Annotated in this window: 13 protein-coding genes; 8 read left to right on the forward strand and 5 right to left on the reverse strand. The window is 66.3% G+C overall.

Annotated features, from left to right (window positions below):
- Nucleotides 1-26 precede the first annotated feature (26 nt).
- The 5 genes from ACYU7G_RS13290 to ACYU7G_RS13310 all read left to right on the forward strand — a co-directional run bounded on the left by ACYU7G_RS13290 (nt 27) and on the right by ACYU7G_RS13310 (nt 5962).
- The gene (locus ACYU7G_RS13290) at nt 27-2198 is read left to right on the forward strand and encodes an alpha-galactosidase (protein ID WP_461108582.1); all 2172 of its coding nucleotides are present in this window, start codon (nt 27-29) and stop codon (nt 2196-2198) included.
- A gap of 30 nt (nt 2199-2228) precedes the next feature.
- Nucleotides 2229-3515, forward strand: a complete 1287-nt coding sequence (locus ACYU7G_RS13295; RefSeq protein ID WP_461108584.1) for an ABC transporter substrate-binding protein — start codon at nt 2229-2231, stop codon at nt 3513-3515.
- 1 nt (nt 3516) lies between these two features.
- Entirely contained in the window at nt 3517-4449 is a 933-nt protein-coding gene (locus tag ACYU7G_RS13300; RefSeq protein WP_461108586.1) for a carbohydrate ABC transporter permease, read from the forward strand.
- Entirely contained in the window at nt 4449-5336 is an 888-nt protein-coding gene (locus tag ACYU7G_RS13305) for a carbohydrate ABC transporter permease (RefSeq protein WP_461108588.1), read from the forward strand. The genes ACYU7G_RS13300 and ACYU7G_RS13305 overlap by 1 nt, the downstream gene beginning before the upstream one ends.
- A 254-nt stretch (nt 5337-5590) precedes the next feature.
- Nucleotides 5591-5962, forward strand: a complete 372-nt coding sequence (locus ACYU7G_RS13310; protein WP_461108590.1) for a hypothetical protein — start codon at nt 5591-5593, stop codon at nt 5960-5962.
- Nucleotides 5963-6050: 88 nt separating this feature from the next.
- Here the strand turns inward: ACYU7G_RS13310 and ACYU7G_RS13315 are convergent, their stop codons facing one another.
- From ACYU7G_RS13315 to hrpB, 4 genes are read right to left on the reverse strand one after another with little or no spacing between them, the layout of a single operon-like run.
- The gene (locus tag ACYU7G_RS13315; RefSeq protein WP_461108592.1) at nt 6051-7373 is read right to left on the reverse strand and encodes a LamG-like jellyroll fold domain-containing protein; all 1323 of its coding nucleotides are present in this window, start codon (nt 7371-7373) and stop codon (nt 6051-6053) included.
- A gap of 30 nt (nt 7374-7403) precedes the next feature.
- Nucleotides 7404-8396, reverse strand: a complete 993-nt coding sequence (locus ACYU7G_RS13320) for a family 43 glycosylhydrolase (protein WP_461108594.1) — start codon at nt 8394-8396, stop codon at nt 7404-7406.
- A gap of 34 nt (nt 8397-8430) precedes the next feature.
- A complete protein-coding gene (locus ACYU7G_RS13325; protein WP_461108596.1) occupies nt 8431-9960 on the reverse strand; it encodes an alpha-N-arabinofuranosidase in 1530 nt (509 codons plus the stop codon).
- Nucleotides 9961-10005: 45 nt separating this feature from the next.
- Nucleotides 10006-12657 (reverse strand): ATP-dependent helicase HrpB, encoded by a 2652-nt coding sequence (hrpB, locus tag ACYU7G_RS13330; RefSeq protein WP_461108598.1) that lies wholly within the window; start codon nt 12655-12657, stop codon nt 10006-10008.
- 376 nt (nt 12658-13033) lie between these two features.
- Between hrpB and ACYU7G_RS13335 the strand changes: the two genes are divergently transcribed.
- From ACYU7G_RS13335 to ACYU7G_RS13345, 3 genes are read left to right on the forward strand one after another with little or no spacing between them, the layout of a single operon-like run.
- A complete protein-coding gene (locus ACYU7G_RS13335; protein ID WP_461108601.1) occupies nt 13034-13927 on the forward strand; it encodes a carbohydrate ABC transporter permease in 894 nt (297 codons plus the stop codon).
- A 1-nt stretch (nt 13928) separates the two neighbouring features.
- Nucleotides 13929-14822 (forward strand): carbohydrate ABC transporter permease, encoded by an 894-nt coding sequence (locus ACYU7G_RS13340; protein WP_461108603.1) that lies wholly within the window; start codon nt 13929-13931, stop codon nt 14820-14822.
- Nucleotides 14823-14867: 45 nt separating this feature from the next.
- Nucleotides 14868-16238 (forward strand): ABC transporter substrate-binding protein, encoded by a 1371-nt coding sequence (locus ACYU7G_RS13345; RefSeq protein WP_461108605.1) that lies wholly within the window; start codon nt 14868-14870, stop codon nt 16236-16238.
- Nucleotides 16239-16361: 123 nt separating this feature from the next.
- Here ACYU7G_RS13345 and ACYU7G_RS13350 read toward each other — a convergent pair whose 3' ends face one another.
- Nucleotides 16362-17387, reverse strand: coding sequence for a LacI family DNA-binding transcriptional regulator (locus tag ACYU7G_RS13350; RefSeq protein WP_461108607.1), 1026 nt, complete (start codon nt 17385-17387; stop codon nt 16362-16364).
- Nucleotides 17388-17509 lie beyond the last annotated feature (122 nt).

The raw sequence follows: 17509 nt of genomic DNA on the forward strand, positions 1-17509 counted from the left end.
GATTTTTTCCGTGATAAAAGTATTTCATGTCAACGGAGATTCCTCAGGCCACGCACTTGCTGCCAACCATATTGCCTCCAACCGAATCCTTGATTCATCTCCGCCGTGGCGGGACCAGCGTCGTGGTGCACGTCAGCGCGCTGGATGGTCCAGTCATTGTGCACTGGGGCCCCGAACTCAGTGATTCCCCGGAGCAGTTGGCTGCCCTCGTGGTTGCACACATTCCACAGCGGATCTCGGGTGGGTTGGACCGAACTGCTCGATTGGGACTGCTTTCCTCACCGGCACACGGCTGGTTGGGGACCCCGGGGATCGAAGGCCACGGTCCACGGGGATCGGGGCTGCGCTTCAATGTCACGGACGTCACCGCAGACGACCACGGAGCGACTCTACTGCTGACGGACGAGGAGACCGGACTCACCGCAAACCTCGAGCTTCGTCTCGGCATCTCCGGCCTGTTCCAGCAGCGCATTACTGTGAGCAACGTTTCCGAGCACGAGTTCACACTCACATCGCTGCACACCGCATTCCCCGTTCCGTGGGACGCCAAAGAACTGCTGGAAACCACCGGACGGCATCTGCGGGAACGCTCCGCGCAGCGCCACGCCTTCACGTTCGGGACCCATCTGCGGGAGAGCCGACGAGGACGCCCGGGGGCTGATGCGACGCTGATTCTTGCGGCAGGACGCCCCGGTTTCGGTTTCGAGCGCGGGAGGGTCCACGGGATCCACGTGGCCTGGAGCGGGAACCACCGCGTCATGGCCGAGCGGGTGACCACCGGCGACGCATTCTTGGCGGGTGGTGAACTGCTGTTGCCGGGGGAGGGCATCCTGGCGCCCGGAGAGACGATGACCACGCCTTGGGTCGTGGGTTCATGGGGCGATGGTCTCAGCGAGCTCTCGCATCGATTCCACGACGACTGGCGCGATCGCCCCCAGCATCCCCGCCGACCCCGCCCCATCACCCTCAACACGTGGGAAGCAGTCTATTTCGACCACGACCTCGCAAAGCTCAGCGAATTGGCCGATGTCGCCGCCTCCGTGGGGGTCGAGCGTTTCGTTCTGGACGATGGCTGGTTCAAGGGGCGTCGCGACGACACGGCTGGGCTCGGGGACTGGTTCGTGGACGAGCAGGTTTGGCCTGACGGTCTCCACCCACTGGTGGAGCACGTGCGTTCGGCCGGGATGGAGTTTGGGCTGTGGGTGGAACCGGAGATGGTGAATCCCGACAGCGACTTGGCGCGCAGCAACCCGGATTGGATGTTGCAGGCCAGGCGCGAGCTTCCACCCTCGGCCCGCCAGCAGCAGGTGCTCAACCTGGCAAACCCTGACGCTCGTGCGTTTATTGCGAATCGGCTCCACGCCCTCCTCAAGGAATACCCGATCAGCTATCTGAAGTGGGACCACAACAGGGACCTCGTCGATGCCGGATCCGGCGCCGGTGGGGGGAACATGGTCCGCGCCCACACCCTGGCGCTGTATGGCCTGCTGGATGAGCTCAAACAGGCTCATCCCGGGCTGGAGATCGAGAGCTGCGCATCCGGTGGGGCACGGGTGGACCTGGGCATCCTGGATCGCACCGACCGGATTTGGACCAGTGACTGCCTGGATCCGTTGGAGCGGCTGGAGAACCAGAAGTACACCAGCCTCGTTGTACCTCCCGAGATGATGGGGATGCACCTGACCAGCCCCGTTGTGCACTCCACGGGACGTACCGTCTCGCTGAATCTGAGCGCGGCCGTGGCCTTGTTCGGGCACTTCGGTATCGAATGGGACCTCACCCAGACCGACAACGACACCCGCGCCAGGGTCGCCGGCTGGGTCACTTTTGCCAAGGGCATCCGCGACCTCGTCGCCACCGGCCGCACCGTTTTCGGCGACGGCACCGACACCGGCCTCGACGTGCGAGGCATGGTCGCAGCTGACGGTTCACACGCCCTCTACACCGTGACGCAGGTAACCACCACCATCACCTATCCCCCTGCCCCCATCACCCTGCCGGGACTCGAGCCGAACATGACCTACCGTGTGCGAATCGTGAACCCGGGTGGGCAGGACCCTCAACCCGGCCAGTCGCCTCTCGGCTGGGCCCAACAGGAGAGCGTCCTGAGCGGACACACCCTCTCCACCATCGGGCTGCGCCCACCGGTGCAGTTCCCCCAGCAGGCCACGATAATCGAGGTCCTGCCCACCAGTTGAATCACATCCCTGAGCGCAAGGAGGCGCAATATGAGATCAAGTTTAAAGAAGAGGAATCGAGCCGTCGCCGTCTTGGTGGCATCCGCCGTGGCCATCGCCCTGGCGGGTTGTTCACCGGACAACGATGAGGGCGTGGTGACGCTGAGCTTCCTTCAGTTCAAGGGCGAAGCGCAGCAACAGTTCGCGACCATCATCGACGAGTTCGAGGCCGCCAACCCGGACATTCGCGTCGTCCAGAACCAGGTGGCCGACGCCGACACCACGATCCGCACACTGCTGGTCAAGGACCGGGCGCCCGACGTCATGACGCTGAACGCCAACGGGGGGTTCGGGAAGCTGGCCGCGGCTGGCGTCTTCCACGACTTCACAGGTGACCCAGTGTTGGAAACCATCAACCCCGCAGTGCAGGAGATCTTGGCTGACCTTGGCAACAAGGAGGGCGAGGTGAATTCGCTGGGCTACATCAACAACGCCAACGGCATCCTCTACAACACCAAAATTTTCGAGGAACAGGGGCTGGAGATCCCTGAGACTTGGGAGGAGTTGTTCGCCGTCTGCGATCAGCTGAAGGCCGCCGGGATCACACCGTTCTACGGCACCTTGGCTGACTCATGGACGGTGCTGCCGTCCTTCAACGCCATCGGCGCCTACGCCGCCCAGGACGGGTTCTTCGACAAGATGAGAGCACAAGGCAGCGACATCGGCCCCGACTCCGCCGTGTCCTTCCAGAAGAACTTCCCCGAGGTACTCCAGCGACAAGCCGCGCTGTACGACTACGCCCAGGAAGGGTACCGGGGCAAGACCTACGATGACGGCAACGCCGCCTTCGCACGTGGGGAAGTAGCCATGTACATGCAGGGCATCTGGGCGCTGGCACCCATCCAGGCCATCAACCCGGACATTCAAGCGGCGATCTTCCCGTACCCAGCACTCAGCGACGTCCCCGAGGACCGTCTCCTGGTCACGGGCGTCGATGTCACCGTGACCATCGCCAAGGACACTCCACACCTCGAGGAGGCGCTGCGGTTCGTGCACTTCATGTTCGAGAAGGACGTGATCGCCGAGTTGGCAGCGTCACAGAACATGGTGCCCTCCGTCATCGGGGCCGAACTCGGCGACAGTGCGGCACTGCAGTCGGTGAAACCGTACTTTGATGACGGCCGCATCGCAGGGTTCATCGACCACCAGGTTCCCTCCAGCATCCCGCTCGACGCGACCGTGCAACAGGCACTATTCACCGGAGACATCCCATCAGCCCTTGCCACTCTCGACAACGAGTGGCGCAAGGTGGCCGCGCGCACGATTAAGGGAGACTGACATGACCACCACGCAAGTCACGCAGCGACCACCCGTCGCCGCCGCCCAACCCCGCAAGAAGTCTTCGTTCGGTATCGGTGGCGCACCCATTACCGCCTTCTACTGGATGGTCGTGCCAGCCGTTGTGGCATTCGCCTTCTTCCATACCCTTCCGGTACTCGCCGGTGTGTTCTTCAGCTTCACGAACTACGCAGGCTACGGCGACTGGAAGTTCATCGGCCTTTCCAACTTCGCCAACCTTTTCCGCGACGACCGTGCCATCCACGCGTATCTCTTCTCATTCGGGTTTGCGGTCGTGGCCACCATCCTCACCAACGTCATCGCCCTGCTGATTGCCATGGGGCTGAACGCCAAGATCGTGGGCAGGAACTTCTTCCGCGGAGTGTTCTTCATCCCGTACGTGCTCGCGATCCTCATCGTCGGCTACGTGTTCCAGTACATGTTCTCCAACTCGTTGCCCAAGATCCTCTCCAGCATCCCGGTGTTTCGGGACAACATTCTGACCAACCCCGACTGGGCATGGACGGCCATCGTGGTGCTGGCAGTGTGGCAGGCCTGCGCCTTCGCCATCATCATCTACCTGGCGGGGCTGCAGACGATCCCCCAGGAACTCTACGAGGCGGCCTCACTCGATGGTGCTTCGGCGTGGCACCAGTTCCGCTCCATCACCTTTCCCCTCATCGGAGCGTTCTTCACCATCAACATGGTGTTGAGCCTGAAGGGCTTCCTGCAAGTGTTCGACCATATCGTCGCACTCACCAATGGGGGCCCGGGCACCGCGACCGAGTCCGTCACACTACTGATCTTCAAGGGTGGCTTCTCTGGCGGAGAATTTGCCTACCAGACCGCGAACGCTGTGATCTTCTTCATCGTTATCACCGTGATCTCGCTGGTTCAGTTCCGATTCCTCCAGAGCCGAGAGGCGGACTTCTGATGAGCACCTCAACACAGAACCCCACCACCCACCGCCGCCCCCGCAAGGCCAAGGAGGGCGACGATGACACCCGCCGCACCAACTGGTGGGTCACCGCCTTCATCGCCGTCTGCTCCCTCACGGTGCTGGTACCGCTGTACCTGGCCGTGGTGGTCGCGCTGAAGACCCCGGACCAGCTGACCACCGGTACCGGATTCGAGTGGCCCACCGCCGTGCGTTGGGAGAACTTCGCCGATGCTTGGGAGCGCACCAACTTCCCGCAGGCACTGACCAACACCGGAATAATCACTGTGTTCGCCGTCGTGTTCACACTCCTGACGAACTCTCTGGTGGCCTACGCCTTGGCCAGGAACATGCACCGGCGGTTCTTCAAGGGCGTCTACTTCTACCTCTTGGCGGCCCTGTTCATCCCGTTCCCCATCATCATGCTGCCTGTGGTCAAGCAGACAGGCATGCTCCACCTCGACAACCAGGTGGGGATGATCATCCTCTACACGGTGTTTGGCCTCAGCCTCAACGTGTTCATCTACACCGCCTACATCCGCTCCATCCCCATCGAACTGGAAGAGGCCGCACGGATGGACGGCGCCTCCACCTGGGGGGTGTTCTGGAAGGTGATCTTCCCGCTCCTTTCCCCTATGAACGCCACCGTCGGCATCCTGACTTGCGTCTGGGCCTGGAACGACTTCATCCTGCCCCTGGTGATCCTCACCGACCCTTCGGCGCGCACACTGCCCTTGGCCAACTACGTATTCCAGGGACAGTTCAACACCGACTACACGGTCGCCTTCGCTTCCTACTTGATGGCAATGGCCCCCCTGATGCTGGTCTACGTGTTCTCACAGCGTTGGGTGATCTCCGGTGTGACACGCGGCTCCGTGAAGTGAGTCATCGCGGGTGGTGCGCCAGCACGTCGCGCCACCCGCACGGTAGTTTCTCCCCCGAGCGTTCGAACCCATGGAGACCCCATGACTGCCACACACGGCCAAGTTGAGTCCCTCGGGTCTGCTGCACGAGTAGGTGACATCTGATCTGGCTTGCCCCCAACCGTGGGGTGGGTCTGGAAGGATGCCATCGTGCCCAACCCGTCAGGACGACCGTTTGATGCTCGCCCCTCGCCCCTGCGTGCTAGCGTCCGCGCATGAGTGACGCCAAGACGGCCGCGAGCCCTGCAGCCGGTGGGCTGGCGTTGACACCTCGGGTCGTCCGCGCAGTGACTTGGGTGGGCCTTTCGTCAGCCATCATCGGCCTCATCACAGGCCTTGCGATGCTGCTGCAGCGGAGGGTCGTGGATTGCCTCGACGGCACGTTCTTCCCCAACGGGACCACCGATTTCCGGTGTTTCGAGCATCCCCTCGCGCTCGAGGGCGCAGCCGTCTCCGCCCTCGCGATCTCAGTTGGCGCTCTCATGCTCCTGACGAGCTCCGCGGTCACGACATCTGACATCCGTGCGAAGGCAGAGCCACCTCAGGCTGCCACTGAGGGCGGTCGTGTCCTGGGCCATGGTGGTTAGGCCACTCAAGACGCACCTCCGGACATCGCGTTGCCCCTGACGTCGGCCCGGCGCAGTACAGGACTCTCATCCTCCCGTCCGGGTCCATTCACCTCCCGGCCAACCCCGCGACGTCTGCGTCGGTCAGGACGACGTCGAAGACCCGCAGGTCGTCCAACAGTCCTTGGTACGGGACGTCCCACCAGTTCACGCCGAGAGCGAACACCGCGGAGGGATCCTTGAGGACGTCGGGGAACCCGCTGCTTTCATGCACACGCTCGCCGTCGATCCACGCGACGATGTCGCCGGCGTCAACCGTGAACGCGACGTGGGTCCACTCACCGGTGGGGATCTGGCGGCCGAAGCTCGCGTCGTACCACTGGGTCCCCGACCACACCATCGAGTCCATGCTTCCCGGCCCTCGTGGCACGAGGCTCACCCACGACGTAGCGCTCTGGGCCGCGAAGAAGGTGGTGGTGTGCTGCGTTGCCGCACTCGGGTTCAGCCACAGCGACACCGACCACGTCGGTCCGTGCACCGTTCCGTCCGGCAGTCGCACGCCGGAGGCGCCATCGAACACTGCGGCTTGCCCTGCGACTCCCTCGGCGTAGCTGATCTGGCCGCCGGGGGCGTCGATCAGAGGGCCCGTGACCGTGCCGGATGCCGTCTGTGGGCTCGTCAGGTCACCGTCGAAGGCGTAGTGGGCCACGAGACCGGTGCCGGCGCGGGCGGGCACGGTGACCGCGAACGCCACCTCGGCGGTGGCGTCCCCGTTGGCGATTGTGGCACTCAGCGTGACGACGGCGTCGGGCTCGCCCCGCTCGGGTCGGGTGACCTCGCCGTCGGGGGAGATCACCTCGGGCAGGGTGCTCGCCCAGGTGATCACCGATTCCTGCGAGCCCAGACGGGGCAGGTCCAGGTCGGTGGCCGTGGTCTGCGGAACGGAAAGGTCGGCGGCCACCCGGTCGACAGCCTCCTGCGGGCTGACCTGCTCGGTGCGAACCCCCCAGAGTGCCGCACCGTCGGACTGCAGGCCGGTGAAGGTCCATACCCATTCGCCTCGGTTCGGGTCGAACTGGCGCGAGAGTTCCGCCGTGACCTTGTCGCCGTCGAGGTCCAGCACGATGCGGTCAGTGCCGTCGCGCTCCCACGTCCCGGTCAGGGCGCCAGTGACGAGGCCCTGCTGGGTGAGGGTGACCTCGAGGGCGCCGTGGACGTCGATGTCGATGTCCTTGGGGGCGTGGTCCACGACCGCCCACGTGCCGACGACGTCGTGTCGCTTGGAGGTGCGGTGCGAGTCCCCGCCGTAGCGCAGCGGCGCGACCACCGGCCAGCCGTCGGCGTCGAGGAACATCTCGTGGACCCGGACCTGGTGGATTTCACCCTGACCGGGGAAACGGGTGTGGAAGACCAGGTAGTCCCGCCCGTCCACGCTGATGGGGGAGCTGCCGCCGGGGGAGACCTAGCCGATGCCGTGACCCTCGCCCGGGTCTCCGGGCAGGCGCGTGAACTCGTGGTTGCCCATCAGCTTCACGGCGCTCTCGGCGATGCTCGCGTCGTCGAACAGCGGCTTGCTCGGGTCCGCCGCAACGTCGGCCATGCTGCGGCCGGCCATGTCCAGGTACGGTCCGTCGGGCTCGGTGGAGCGGGCGACGCGCACGTTGTAGCCGCCGTTGGCGTCGAGGCCGCCGTAGGTGACGAACAGGTAGTAGTAGCCCTGCTCGGGGTCGTAGTGAACTGCGGGGCCCTCGATGCGGGCGTGGTTGCCGCCCCACAGGTGGTTGCCGTAGCCTTGGTCGCGCAGCGGGAAGCCGGTGACAGGGTCCAGCTCGAGGATGAAGATGCCGCCGGAGAAACTGCCGTAGACCATCCACCAGCGACCGTCGGTGTCGGTGAACACGTCGGGGTCGACGACGTTGGGGTGGACCCGGGCGTCGTAGACAGTGCCGTCCTCGCTCTCCTGGTCCCACATCCCCGACTTCAGGAAGATGCCCTGGTCCTCGTAGGGACCCGTCACGTCGTCGGCGACGGCGAGTCCCATCGCGGAGCGCGGTGAGTCTCCCCGGCAGGCGTTGTAGTACATGGCGAAGCGCCCGTCTGGAAGTTGCGTGACGTCGGGCGCCCAAAGGGAGTCGGTCTCCGCCCACTCGAGGGCCTCGGACAACTCCTCGGTGACGTCCTCGAAGATCGGGTTGGCGGCGTTGACGCCCGCGGCCACCTGTTCCCAGGCGACGAGGTCGTCGCTCCGAGCCACCTGTAGGTGCGAGCCGAAGACGTAGTGGACGCCGTCGACCGCGATGTGGTCGGGATCGTGCACCGTCGCATCGGAGACCTCCGGTGCAGGGGGTTGGGGCGGCACGGGCGGGCGGGCATCGGCGGGGGTGGCCCCGACGAGGGAGACCCCGACTGCCAGGGCCACCAGGGCCCTGGTCCGACGTGAGGCAGGCGACATCATTGTTGCTCCTAGGGGGATTGAGAAGGGTGGGTGGTCAGCCCAGCGTCAGCTCCAGGGTGACAAGGCTGTGGGCGGGCAATTCGATGGCGAGTCGTCCGTCGGTGATATTGGCGACGTCGAAGCTTCTTGGGACGACGGCGTCGGGCTGGTCTGCGGTGTTGTGTGCGTGGACGGCGCCTGCGGTGAGGATGCGGCCGGCCACGTCGGTGACGCGGTGGCCACGCAGGTCGACGATGACCTCGTGGCTGGCTTCGAGGTCGAGGTTGCTCAACGAGATCAGCGCTCGGCCAGCCTTCGTGGAGGCGGACCCCGAGACCAGCGGGATCTCGCGGTTGCCTACGGTCCGGGTGGGCAGGGCCCCGCCGATCCAGCTCAGCCGGAGCAGTTGCGCATCCTGGTGGCCCTTGTTCATCTCGAACACGTGGTAGGTGGGAGTCTTGATGAGCGTGTCCCCGTCGGTGAGGAGGACGGCCTGCAGGACGTTGACAGTCTGGGCGATATTGGCCATGACCAAGCGGTCCGCGTGTCGGTGGAACGAGTCGAAGTGGACCGACGCCACCAGCGCGTCGCGCATCGTGTTCTGCTGGTACAGGAAGCCGGGGTTTGTGCCGGGCTCGACGGCGAACCAGGTGCCCCACTCGTCGAGCACCAGGCCGATGCGCTTGCTCGGGTCATAGACGTCCATCACGTTGCCATGTCGGGTCAGCAGCTCGTCGACTTGCCAAGCGGAGCGCATGGTGTCGTAGTAGGTCTCGGCATCGAAGTCGGTGGCGCTCTGCTTTGGCTCCCACTCACCGGGGTAGGTGTAGTAGTGCAGCGAGATGGCGTCGAAGAAGTGGTGCGGGTTGCAGCCGCAGCCCAGGTCCCCGACCGTCTTCATGAGCGTCTCGGTCCAGTGGTAGTCGTCGATGTTGGCGCCACCGGCGATCTTGTACAGCTTGTTGCCGTCGTGCTCACGGCAGTAGGTGGAGTACTGGCGCGCGAGGTCCGCGTAGTACTCGGCGCGCATGTTGCCGCCGCAGCCCCAGGACTCGTTCCCGATCCCCCAGAACGGCACCTTCCAGGGCTCGTCGCGGCCGTTGGCGCGGCGGAGCTCGGACATCGGCGCCGAGCCGGAGCGGGTGAGGTACTCCACCCAGTCGGCCATCTCGCGCACGGTGCCGGAGCCGACGTTGCCGCAGATGTAGGGGTCGGTGCCGAGCTGTTCGCACAGGTCCATGAACTCGTGGGTGCCGAACGAGTTGTCCTCGACGACGTCGCCCCAGTGGGTGTTGACCACGGTGGGACGCTCCGAGCGGGGGCCGACGCCGTCACGCCAGTGGTACTCGTCGGCGAAGCAGCCGCCCGGCCACCGCAGGTTGGGGATGTCGATGGCCCGCAGCGCCTCCACGACGTCGGTGCGGATGCCGCGGACGTTCGGGACCGTGGAGTCCTCGCCGACGAAGATCCCGTCGTAGATGCAGTGCCCCAGGTGCTCGGCGAAGTGGCCGTAGACGTGCCGGCTGATCCTGGGGCCGGGGACGTCGAGGTTGACCACGGCGGTGCTGGGGGTGGGATTGCTCATCGGAGTCCTTCACTTCTGCGTTTGGGCTGCACTGAAACAATTCTGTCATGCTTGCCCGGAGTCTGCCGCCCGCCGCTTCGTGCGTGCGGTTGCGGGGGCCGTCCACGGGTCCTCGGGCCAGGGGTGCTTGGGGTAGCGGCCGCGCATCTCGGAGCGCACCTGGCGGTAGGGGCCGTTCCAGAACGACTCCAGGTCCGCGGTCACGGCCAGCGGGCGGTGTGCGGGGGAGAGCAGGTGGAACAGCACCGGGACGCGTCCGTCCACCAGCCGCGGTGTGGTGGCCAGGCCGAAGACCTCCTGCAGTTTGACCGCCACCACCGGAGGGCCGTCGCCGTCCGCGGGGTAGTCGATCCGCACGTTCGTGCCGGAGGGAACCGCGAGGCGCTCGGGCACGAGTTCGGCCAGCCGACTCGCCTCGGGCCATGGCAGCAGGCGGCGCAGTGCGGTGGTGACGTCGATGCCGCGCAGCGACGACGTGGGGCCGAGCCCCGCCAGGTCCGGCCCGAGCCACTCGTCCAGCGTGCTGAGCAGGGAGTCGTCGTCCATCGCGGGCCAGGGTGGGCCGAGTTCGCGGTGCACCAGCGCCAACCGCGCCCGCAGCGACTCGGCGGAGGCCCGCCAGTCCAGGACGCCGACGCTGTGCTCGCGGAGGTGGGTGGCGAACGCCGGGGCGACGTCGCGGGGCTCCGGCGAGACCGGGGTGGAGGCCAGGATGATCTGGCCAAGTCGTCGCTCCGAGCGGACCCGCACCCTGCCCTCCACCATCCGGGCGGAGCGCACCTCCGTCAAGAGGCCGGCGCCGATGTCCAGGGCCTCGTCCTGGGTGAGCGGTGCGGCCATGCGGATCACCGCACCCGTCCCATCGGCGACGCGACCCTCCGCGCGCTGCACCTCGTGCACCGCCAGCCACTGCGAGTTCCGCAGCCCACTGCCCTCCGGGAGCGCGGCGCGGGTGCCGCTGGCCAGCAGGTAGGTGCGGGAGTGGTCGGCTGTGCGGCGGGCGATCCACTCCGGTCGGCCCAACGCAACCACGAGGCCCGCCGATTCCCCCGTGGTGGAGCCCGCCTGCGGGTGCCGGGTGGTTTCGACGACGCCCTGGCTCGTTCCTCGCCGGGGCTGCTCACCCGGGGGTTGGGGGTGCGGCTGGGAGGCTGCGATCCGGGTGAGGCGCTTCACCTCTCGTCGCCAGCGGGACGTGCCCGGCGCTCGGCCGGCGCGGAGGTCCCGGAGTAGGCGGGGGAGGTCGGCGTCGGGGTCGCGGTGGTCGTCGGAGATGGCGGCCACCACCTCGGCCGCGGCCCGGGGGTCGCCCAGCATCTCGGCGCCCGCCAGGAGGGCGCGGGTCTCGCGCGCACCGATCGGGAGTCCGGCCACCCGTCGCCCCAGCGGGGTGGGCCGCCCGTCGCCGTCGGTCAGGTCCAGGGAGCGCAGCACCTCGACGGCGCGTCGCACGGAGTCCTCCGGCGGGGGAGTGAGCAGTTCGAGGCCGGCGCCGGCGGGTGCGCCCCAGACGCCCATCAGCAGGGTGGTGTCCACCAGGTCAGCAGACGAGATCTCGGGCGGGGCGGATGCGTTCAGCCGCGCGTACTCGTCCTCGGTGAACAGGCGGACGGCCCGGCCCGGGCCCTGCCTGGCCGCGCGCCCGGCCCGTTGGTCGACGCTGTGCCGGGAGGCGCTGACGGTGACCAGGCCGGTCATGTCCCGGGCCCGATCCCGCCTCACCTCGCGGGACAGGCCGGCGTCGACGACGAGGTGGACGCCGGGGACGGTGAGGGAGCTCTCCGCGAGGGCGGTGCTGACCACGATGCGCGGCGCCTCGGTGGCGGACGTGCGGCCCTGCGTGGCCCGGTCCTGCTCCCGGGCGGGGAGCCGCCCGTGCAGAGGCAGCACCTCGGCCGTGCCGGTGCGTTCGCGCAGCTCGCGGACCACCGCGTCCACGTCGCGGGCCGACGGCAGGAACACCAGCGCGTCCACGCCGTCGGCGGCCTGGGCGGTGGCGGCGACCTCAGCCACGTGGGCGATGAACTCCCGGGTGAGGCCCCGGGCGTCCAGGCGCGGGGCGGCGGCGGGACGGTACTCCAGGGCGAGAGGGTGGAGGGCCGCGGGGACGTCGACCACCGGGGTGGGCGTGCCGCCACCGAGGAGCGTGGCCACCGCCGCTGCGTCCAGCGTGGCGGACATGGCCACGAGCAGGAGGTCCTCGCGCAGCGTCCGGACCTCGGCCAGCATTCCGAGCAGGAGGTCGCCGTCGAGGGAGCGCTCGTGCACCTCGTCGAGGACCACGGCGTCGACACCCTCGAGCGCGGGGTCCGACAGCAGGCGACGCAGCAGCACCCCCGGCGTCAGCACCTCGATCCGGGTGTCCGGGCCCACCGTGCGCTCGCCGCGGACCGTGAAGCCGACCGGTCCGCCGAGCGGGATCCCGTCGAGCTGGGCGATGCGGCGCGCTGCCGCCCGAACCGCCACCCGGCGGGGCTGGGTGACCAAGACCTTCCCTGTGCTCGCCACGTGGTTCGCGAGCAGGGGCGGGACGTAGGTGCTCTTGCCCGTTCCCGGAGGGGCCGTCACGACGAACGCCCCGGCGGCTGCGGCTCGGACGAGTTCGTCGTGGGCCTGCGGCACCACGAGCCCGTCGCCGATGCGCCGCAGGTCGAAGCGGTGCCCGTGCGCGCCGGGGGAGGGGGTGGACGGTCTCACGCCCAGCATTCTCCCAGACCGGGACGCGGGGGTTCGGGGGTGGGCGTGACAGGCCGCCGCATCACGCCTGAAGAGCGGCTCTCAAGGGCATCGAGAACCGCTTGCATTCGAGGGCTGGTCACCGGGCCCTCTGCCAACCGGGCCGCACCCGGCCGAGAGTTCCCACGATGGAACTGTCGCCAAATGTTGTCCGGGTCTCGATTTCGTTGCGATCTTCCAAGAGTGGTTGACCGGGAACATCGGGCCAGCTATCGTTTCGTTTCGTAGTCGAACCATTAGAGAATTTACAACGATTACCAAGAGCACGTCGACGTGGTTCTTGAACAACGATCGCTGACACGGGAGTCAGTGACCCGGCAACGGAGGAGGCCACCACATGACGAGGCTCCTGTATTCGAAACGCCTCGCCCCGTACCTCTTCATCGCGCCATTCATGGTGACGCTGGTGGTCTTCTGGCTGTATCCGGTGGCGCAGTCGGTCGTGATGAGCTTCCAGGAGGTGCTCTACGGTCAGGCCACCTTCATCGGTACGAGGAACTACGAGAAGCTCTGGGGGGACCGGGTCTTCTGGACCGCGATGTTCAACAGCATCCGCTACATGGTGCTGACCCTCCTGCTGCTGGTCCCCATCCCGATGCTGCTGGCGGTGGTCATCAACACCAAGATCGGCAGCCCGAAACTGAAGAACTTCTTCAAGTCGTCGCTGTTCGTCCCGGCCCTGACCTCCGTCGTCGTGGCGGGCATCATCTTCCGGCTCATGTTCGCCGAGAGCTCGACGGGCATGATGAACCAGATCGCCGACTTCTTCGGGTTCGGTCCGGTCCGGTGGCTTCGGCACGACCTGACGGGCCTCGCCGCGTTGCTGCTGCTGGCCCTGTGGCGCTGGACCGGTGTGAACACCATGTACTTCCTGGCCGGCCTGCAGGCCATCCCCGAGGAGCACTACGAGGCGGCATCGATCGACGGTGCCAACGCCGTCCAGAAGTTCTTCTTCGTGACCCTTCCCGGGCTCAAGCCGACCATCGTCTACGTGTTCACGATCAGCATCTACGGCGGCCTGGCGATGTTCCTCGAGAGCTTCATGCTCTACGCCGGAAACCTGTCGCCGAACAACCAGGGCCTCACCATCGTCGGCTACCTGTACCGCAAGGGGATCCAGGAGAACGACCTGGGCTTCGCGTCCGCGGTGGGAGTCGTGCTCCTCGTGCTCGTGCTGGCGATCAACCTGACCCAACTGACAGCCTCCGGCACCTTCAAGAAGGAGGCCTGACATGCAGACCGAAGTGAAGTCGAGTCGGATTCCCGACGGGGCGGAAGAGGTGACCCGGAAGGCTCCGCGCCACCGACTCGCTGCTTTCATCCAGGGCACGTTCCTCGTGGTCATCGCGCTGATCTCCCTGGTTCCCATCGCAGCCATCGTCATCGGCACCTTCCAGGACGGCGGCGAGATCATCCGCAACGGCATCTCGTTCGTCGTGGACCCAACCGAGTTGAGCTTCGACAACTACGTGATGCTCTTCACCAACTCGGGGCTGTACTTCCGGTGGTTCTGGAACAGCCTGGTGCTGACGGTGGTGCAGGTGGCGGGCACCCTGCTCGTCAGCTCATTCGTCGCCTACGGCTTCGCGATGTACGACTTCCGCGGCAAGAACCTCAGCTTCATCCTGGTGCTGGTCATGATGACCATCCCGTTCGAGATGCTCATGCTCCCGCTCTACGTGCAGGTGAACACGTTCGGCGCCGCGGACCAGTACTGGATCGTGGTGCTTCCCTTCCTCGCCGCAGCGATCACCATCTTCTTCTTCCGCCAGTACTTCATCGGCATCCCGCGTGAACTCCTGGAGGCCGGCCGCATGGACGGCGTGTCCGAGTTCGGCATCTTCTTCCGGATCGTCGTCCCCATCTCGAAGCCCGCCTTCGCCGCCATGGGGATCCTGAACGGAATGATGGTGTGGAACAACTTCCTGTGGCCTCTCCTGGTCCTGCGCTCCGCCGAGAAGTTCACCCTCCCGATCGGCCTCAACACCCTGCTGACGCCCTACGGGAACAACTACGAACTGCTCATCATCGGATCCTTCTTCTCGCTGGTCCCGATCTTGCTGCTGTTCCTCGCATTCCAGAGGTTCTTCATCCAAGGAATGACAGCCGGCTCCCTCAAGGGCTAGGCACCACCAGCCACCACAAACCACAAACACAAAGGAGTGGACCAAATGAGAATCAAGAGATTCGCAGCTGCAATGGCTGCACTCGGCCTATCCATCACCGCGTTGGCGGCATGCGGAAGCGGCGGAACTGGCACCGGGGGCGAGACGTCCCCCGCCGAGGGGGAAGTCGTGACCGGCGCCCCGGCGCCCGAGGACGCCACGAAGCTGAGCATGTGGGTCTTCGCGGAGCTGCACGCCGCCGTCTACGACGAGATGGCCGTCCAGTGGAACGAGGAGAACCCGGACAAGGCGATCGACCTCGAGATCACCGTTTACCCGTACCAGGACATGCACGACAAGCTGCTCCTGGCGGCCAACTCGGGCGAGGGCATGCCCGACCTGGTGGACATCGAGGTCAACAAGTTCTCCAACTTCGTCAAGGGTGACAACCCGCCACTGGCTGACCTCAGTGCAGCGGCGGCGCCGTACCTCGACGAGGTCGTCCAGGCCCGGCTCGACCTCTACAGCAGGAACGACAAGATCTACGGGTTCCCGACGCACGTGGGCGCGTTCGTCGCCTTCTACAACGAAGAGCTGCTCGAGGCGCAGGGCATCGACTACACCACGATCGAGACCTGGAGTGACTTCAAGGAGGCGGGCGTCAAGTACCACGATGCGACCGGCAAGGCCTTCGGCACGGCCAACACTGGTGTCTGGTTCGTCGAGCCGCTGGTGATCGCCCAGAGCGGCGGACAGGTGTTCACCGACAACGGCATGGGTGACGTCTCGGTGAACAACCCCACCGCCGTGGAGGCGATGGAGATCCTCGCCGACATGGAGCAGGCGGGGGCCATCACGCCGATCGCCGGCGGAAGCCCGGACGACGAGGAGGCATTCGGCGTCATCAACAACGGCGACGTCGCGGCCGTCGTCTACCCGGCCTGGTACACCTCCAGGTTCGTCGACTACATGCCGGACCTGGCAGGTAAGATCGCGATCGCGCCGGCCCCCCAGGTCGAGGGCTCGGACATCCTCACCATCGGTGGCGGTGGAACGGGGACCGCGGTGGCGGCGTCGTCCCCGAACCTCGAGCTGGCCTCCGAGTTCCTGGCCTTCGCCAAGCTCTCGCTGCCGGCCAACGTCGCAGTCTGGGAGGTGCTCGGGTTCGATCCCGTGAACATGTCCGTCTGGGAGGATGAGGCCGTCACGCACAACCCCGACAACAAGTTCAACCAGTACTTCACCACGAACCTGTTCGACGTCCTGAACTCCGTGAAGGACGGAATCGGGCACTTCGAGTCCTTCTCGAACCCGAACCTGCCCGCGGTGGACAACTGGTTCCGGACCGTGACGCTGAACGAGATCTACGAGAACGGGGTCCCCGTGCAGGAGGCCCTCGACCAGGCGCAGAGTGACCTGGAGAACGAGATCGGCTGAGTTCGGGCAGTAACCGGGCCCAACCGAATTCATCGGGCGGTCGGGATGCAGTCGTATTTCCGGCCGCCCGATTGCGTCGCCGCCGCGAGGGGAGCCTCTCGCAGCGGCCGCGTGGAGGCTGCCCTACGTGACCGGGGCCGTCGACTCCCTCTCGACGATCTGGAACGAGGAACGAATGGTGCGAGGGGGCGTGTCCCCGCTCTTGCCGGAGATCCGCTCCACCAGCAGCGCGACTGCGGTCGCGGCGATCGAGCTGCGGCCGGGGTCCACCGTGGTCATGGAGGGTACCGAGTAGCGAGTCTCGTCGATGTTGTCGAAGCCGATGAGGGAGACGTCCCCGGGCACGGAGATCCCGGCGGTCGCGAGCGCACGCAGCGCCCCGAGGCCCAGGGTGTCGTTGAGCGTGAACACCGCGTCGAACTCCACCCCGTCGCTGACCAGCTGGGCCACGGTCGCTGCGCCCGCCTCCCGGTTCCAGGGGCCACTGGGCCGGACCAGGTCGGGGTCCAGCGGGATTCCGGCTTCCTTCAGCGCCTGGCAGTAACCCTGGAGGCGCAGGCCCGCAGACCCCATCTCGTCGAGCCCGTCCAGGCTCGCCCCCACCACGGCCACCCGGCTTCGCCCGGCCCGGATCAGGTGCTCGACGGCTGCCTTCGCGGCGCTGATGTTCTCGATGGCGACGTGGTCCGTCGGTCCGCCGAAGATCCGCTCGCCGAGGAGCACCATGGGGACACTGCGGTCGAAGGAGCCGACGTCGGACGGGTTCAGCCCAACCGGGTTGAACAGGATGCCGTCGACGAAGTGTGGGCGTCCGGTCCCGGAGACGGCCTGCAACTCCGCGTGGCGCTCCCCGCCGGTCTCCTCCACCACGACCCATATCCCGTGCTTGTCGGCCTCGCGGATGACGGCGTGGGCCAGTTCCGCGAAGTAGTTCTCGCGGATGGCCGGGATGACCAGGCTGATGAACCCGGTGCGCCCGGACCTCAGTCCGCGGGCCGAGAGGTTCGGCCGGTAGTCGAGCTTCGTGATGGCGTCCAGCACGCGGTTGCGGGTGACGTCGCGAACGTGCGGGTAGTCATTGATCACGTTGGAAACGGTCTTGATGGAGACGCCGGCGAGCCGTGCCACGTCCTGCATGGTTGATCCCACTGGTCACCCCTTTCATAGGTATGGGCCCAGGCCTGCTCCGGTGCGGTGCTGTGAAACTAGCCCATCTGAACGTGCCACGCGAAGGGCCTCGCCGACGACAGAAACTCCCGCGATGGAACAAA

The sequence above is a fragment of the Tessaracoccus terricola genome (assembly GCF_054776555.1).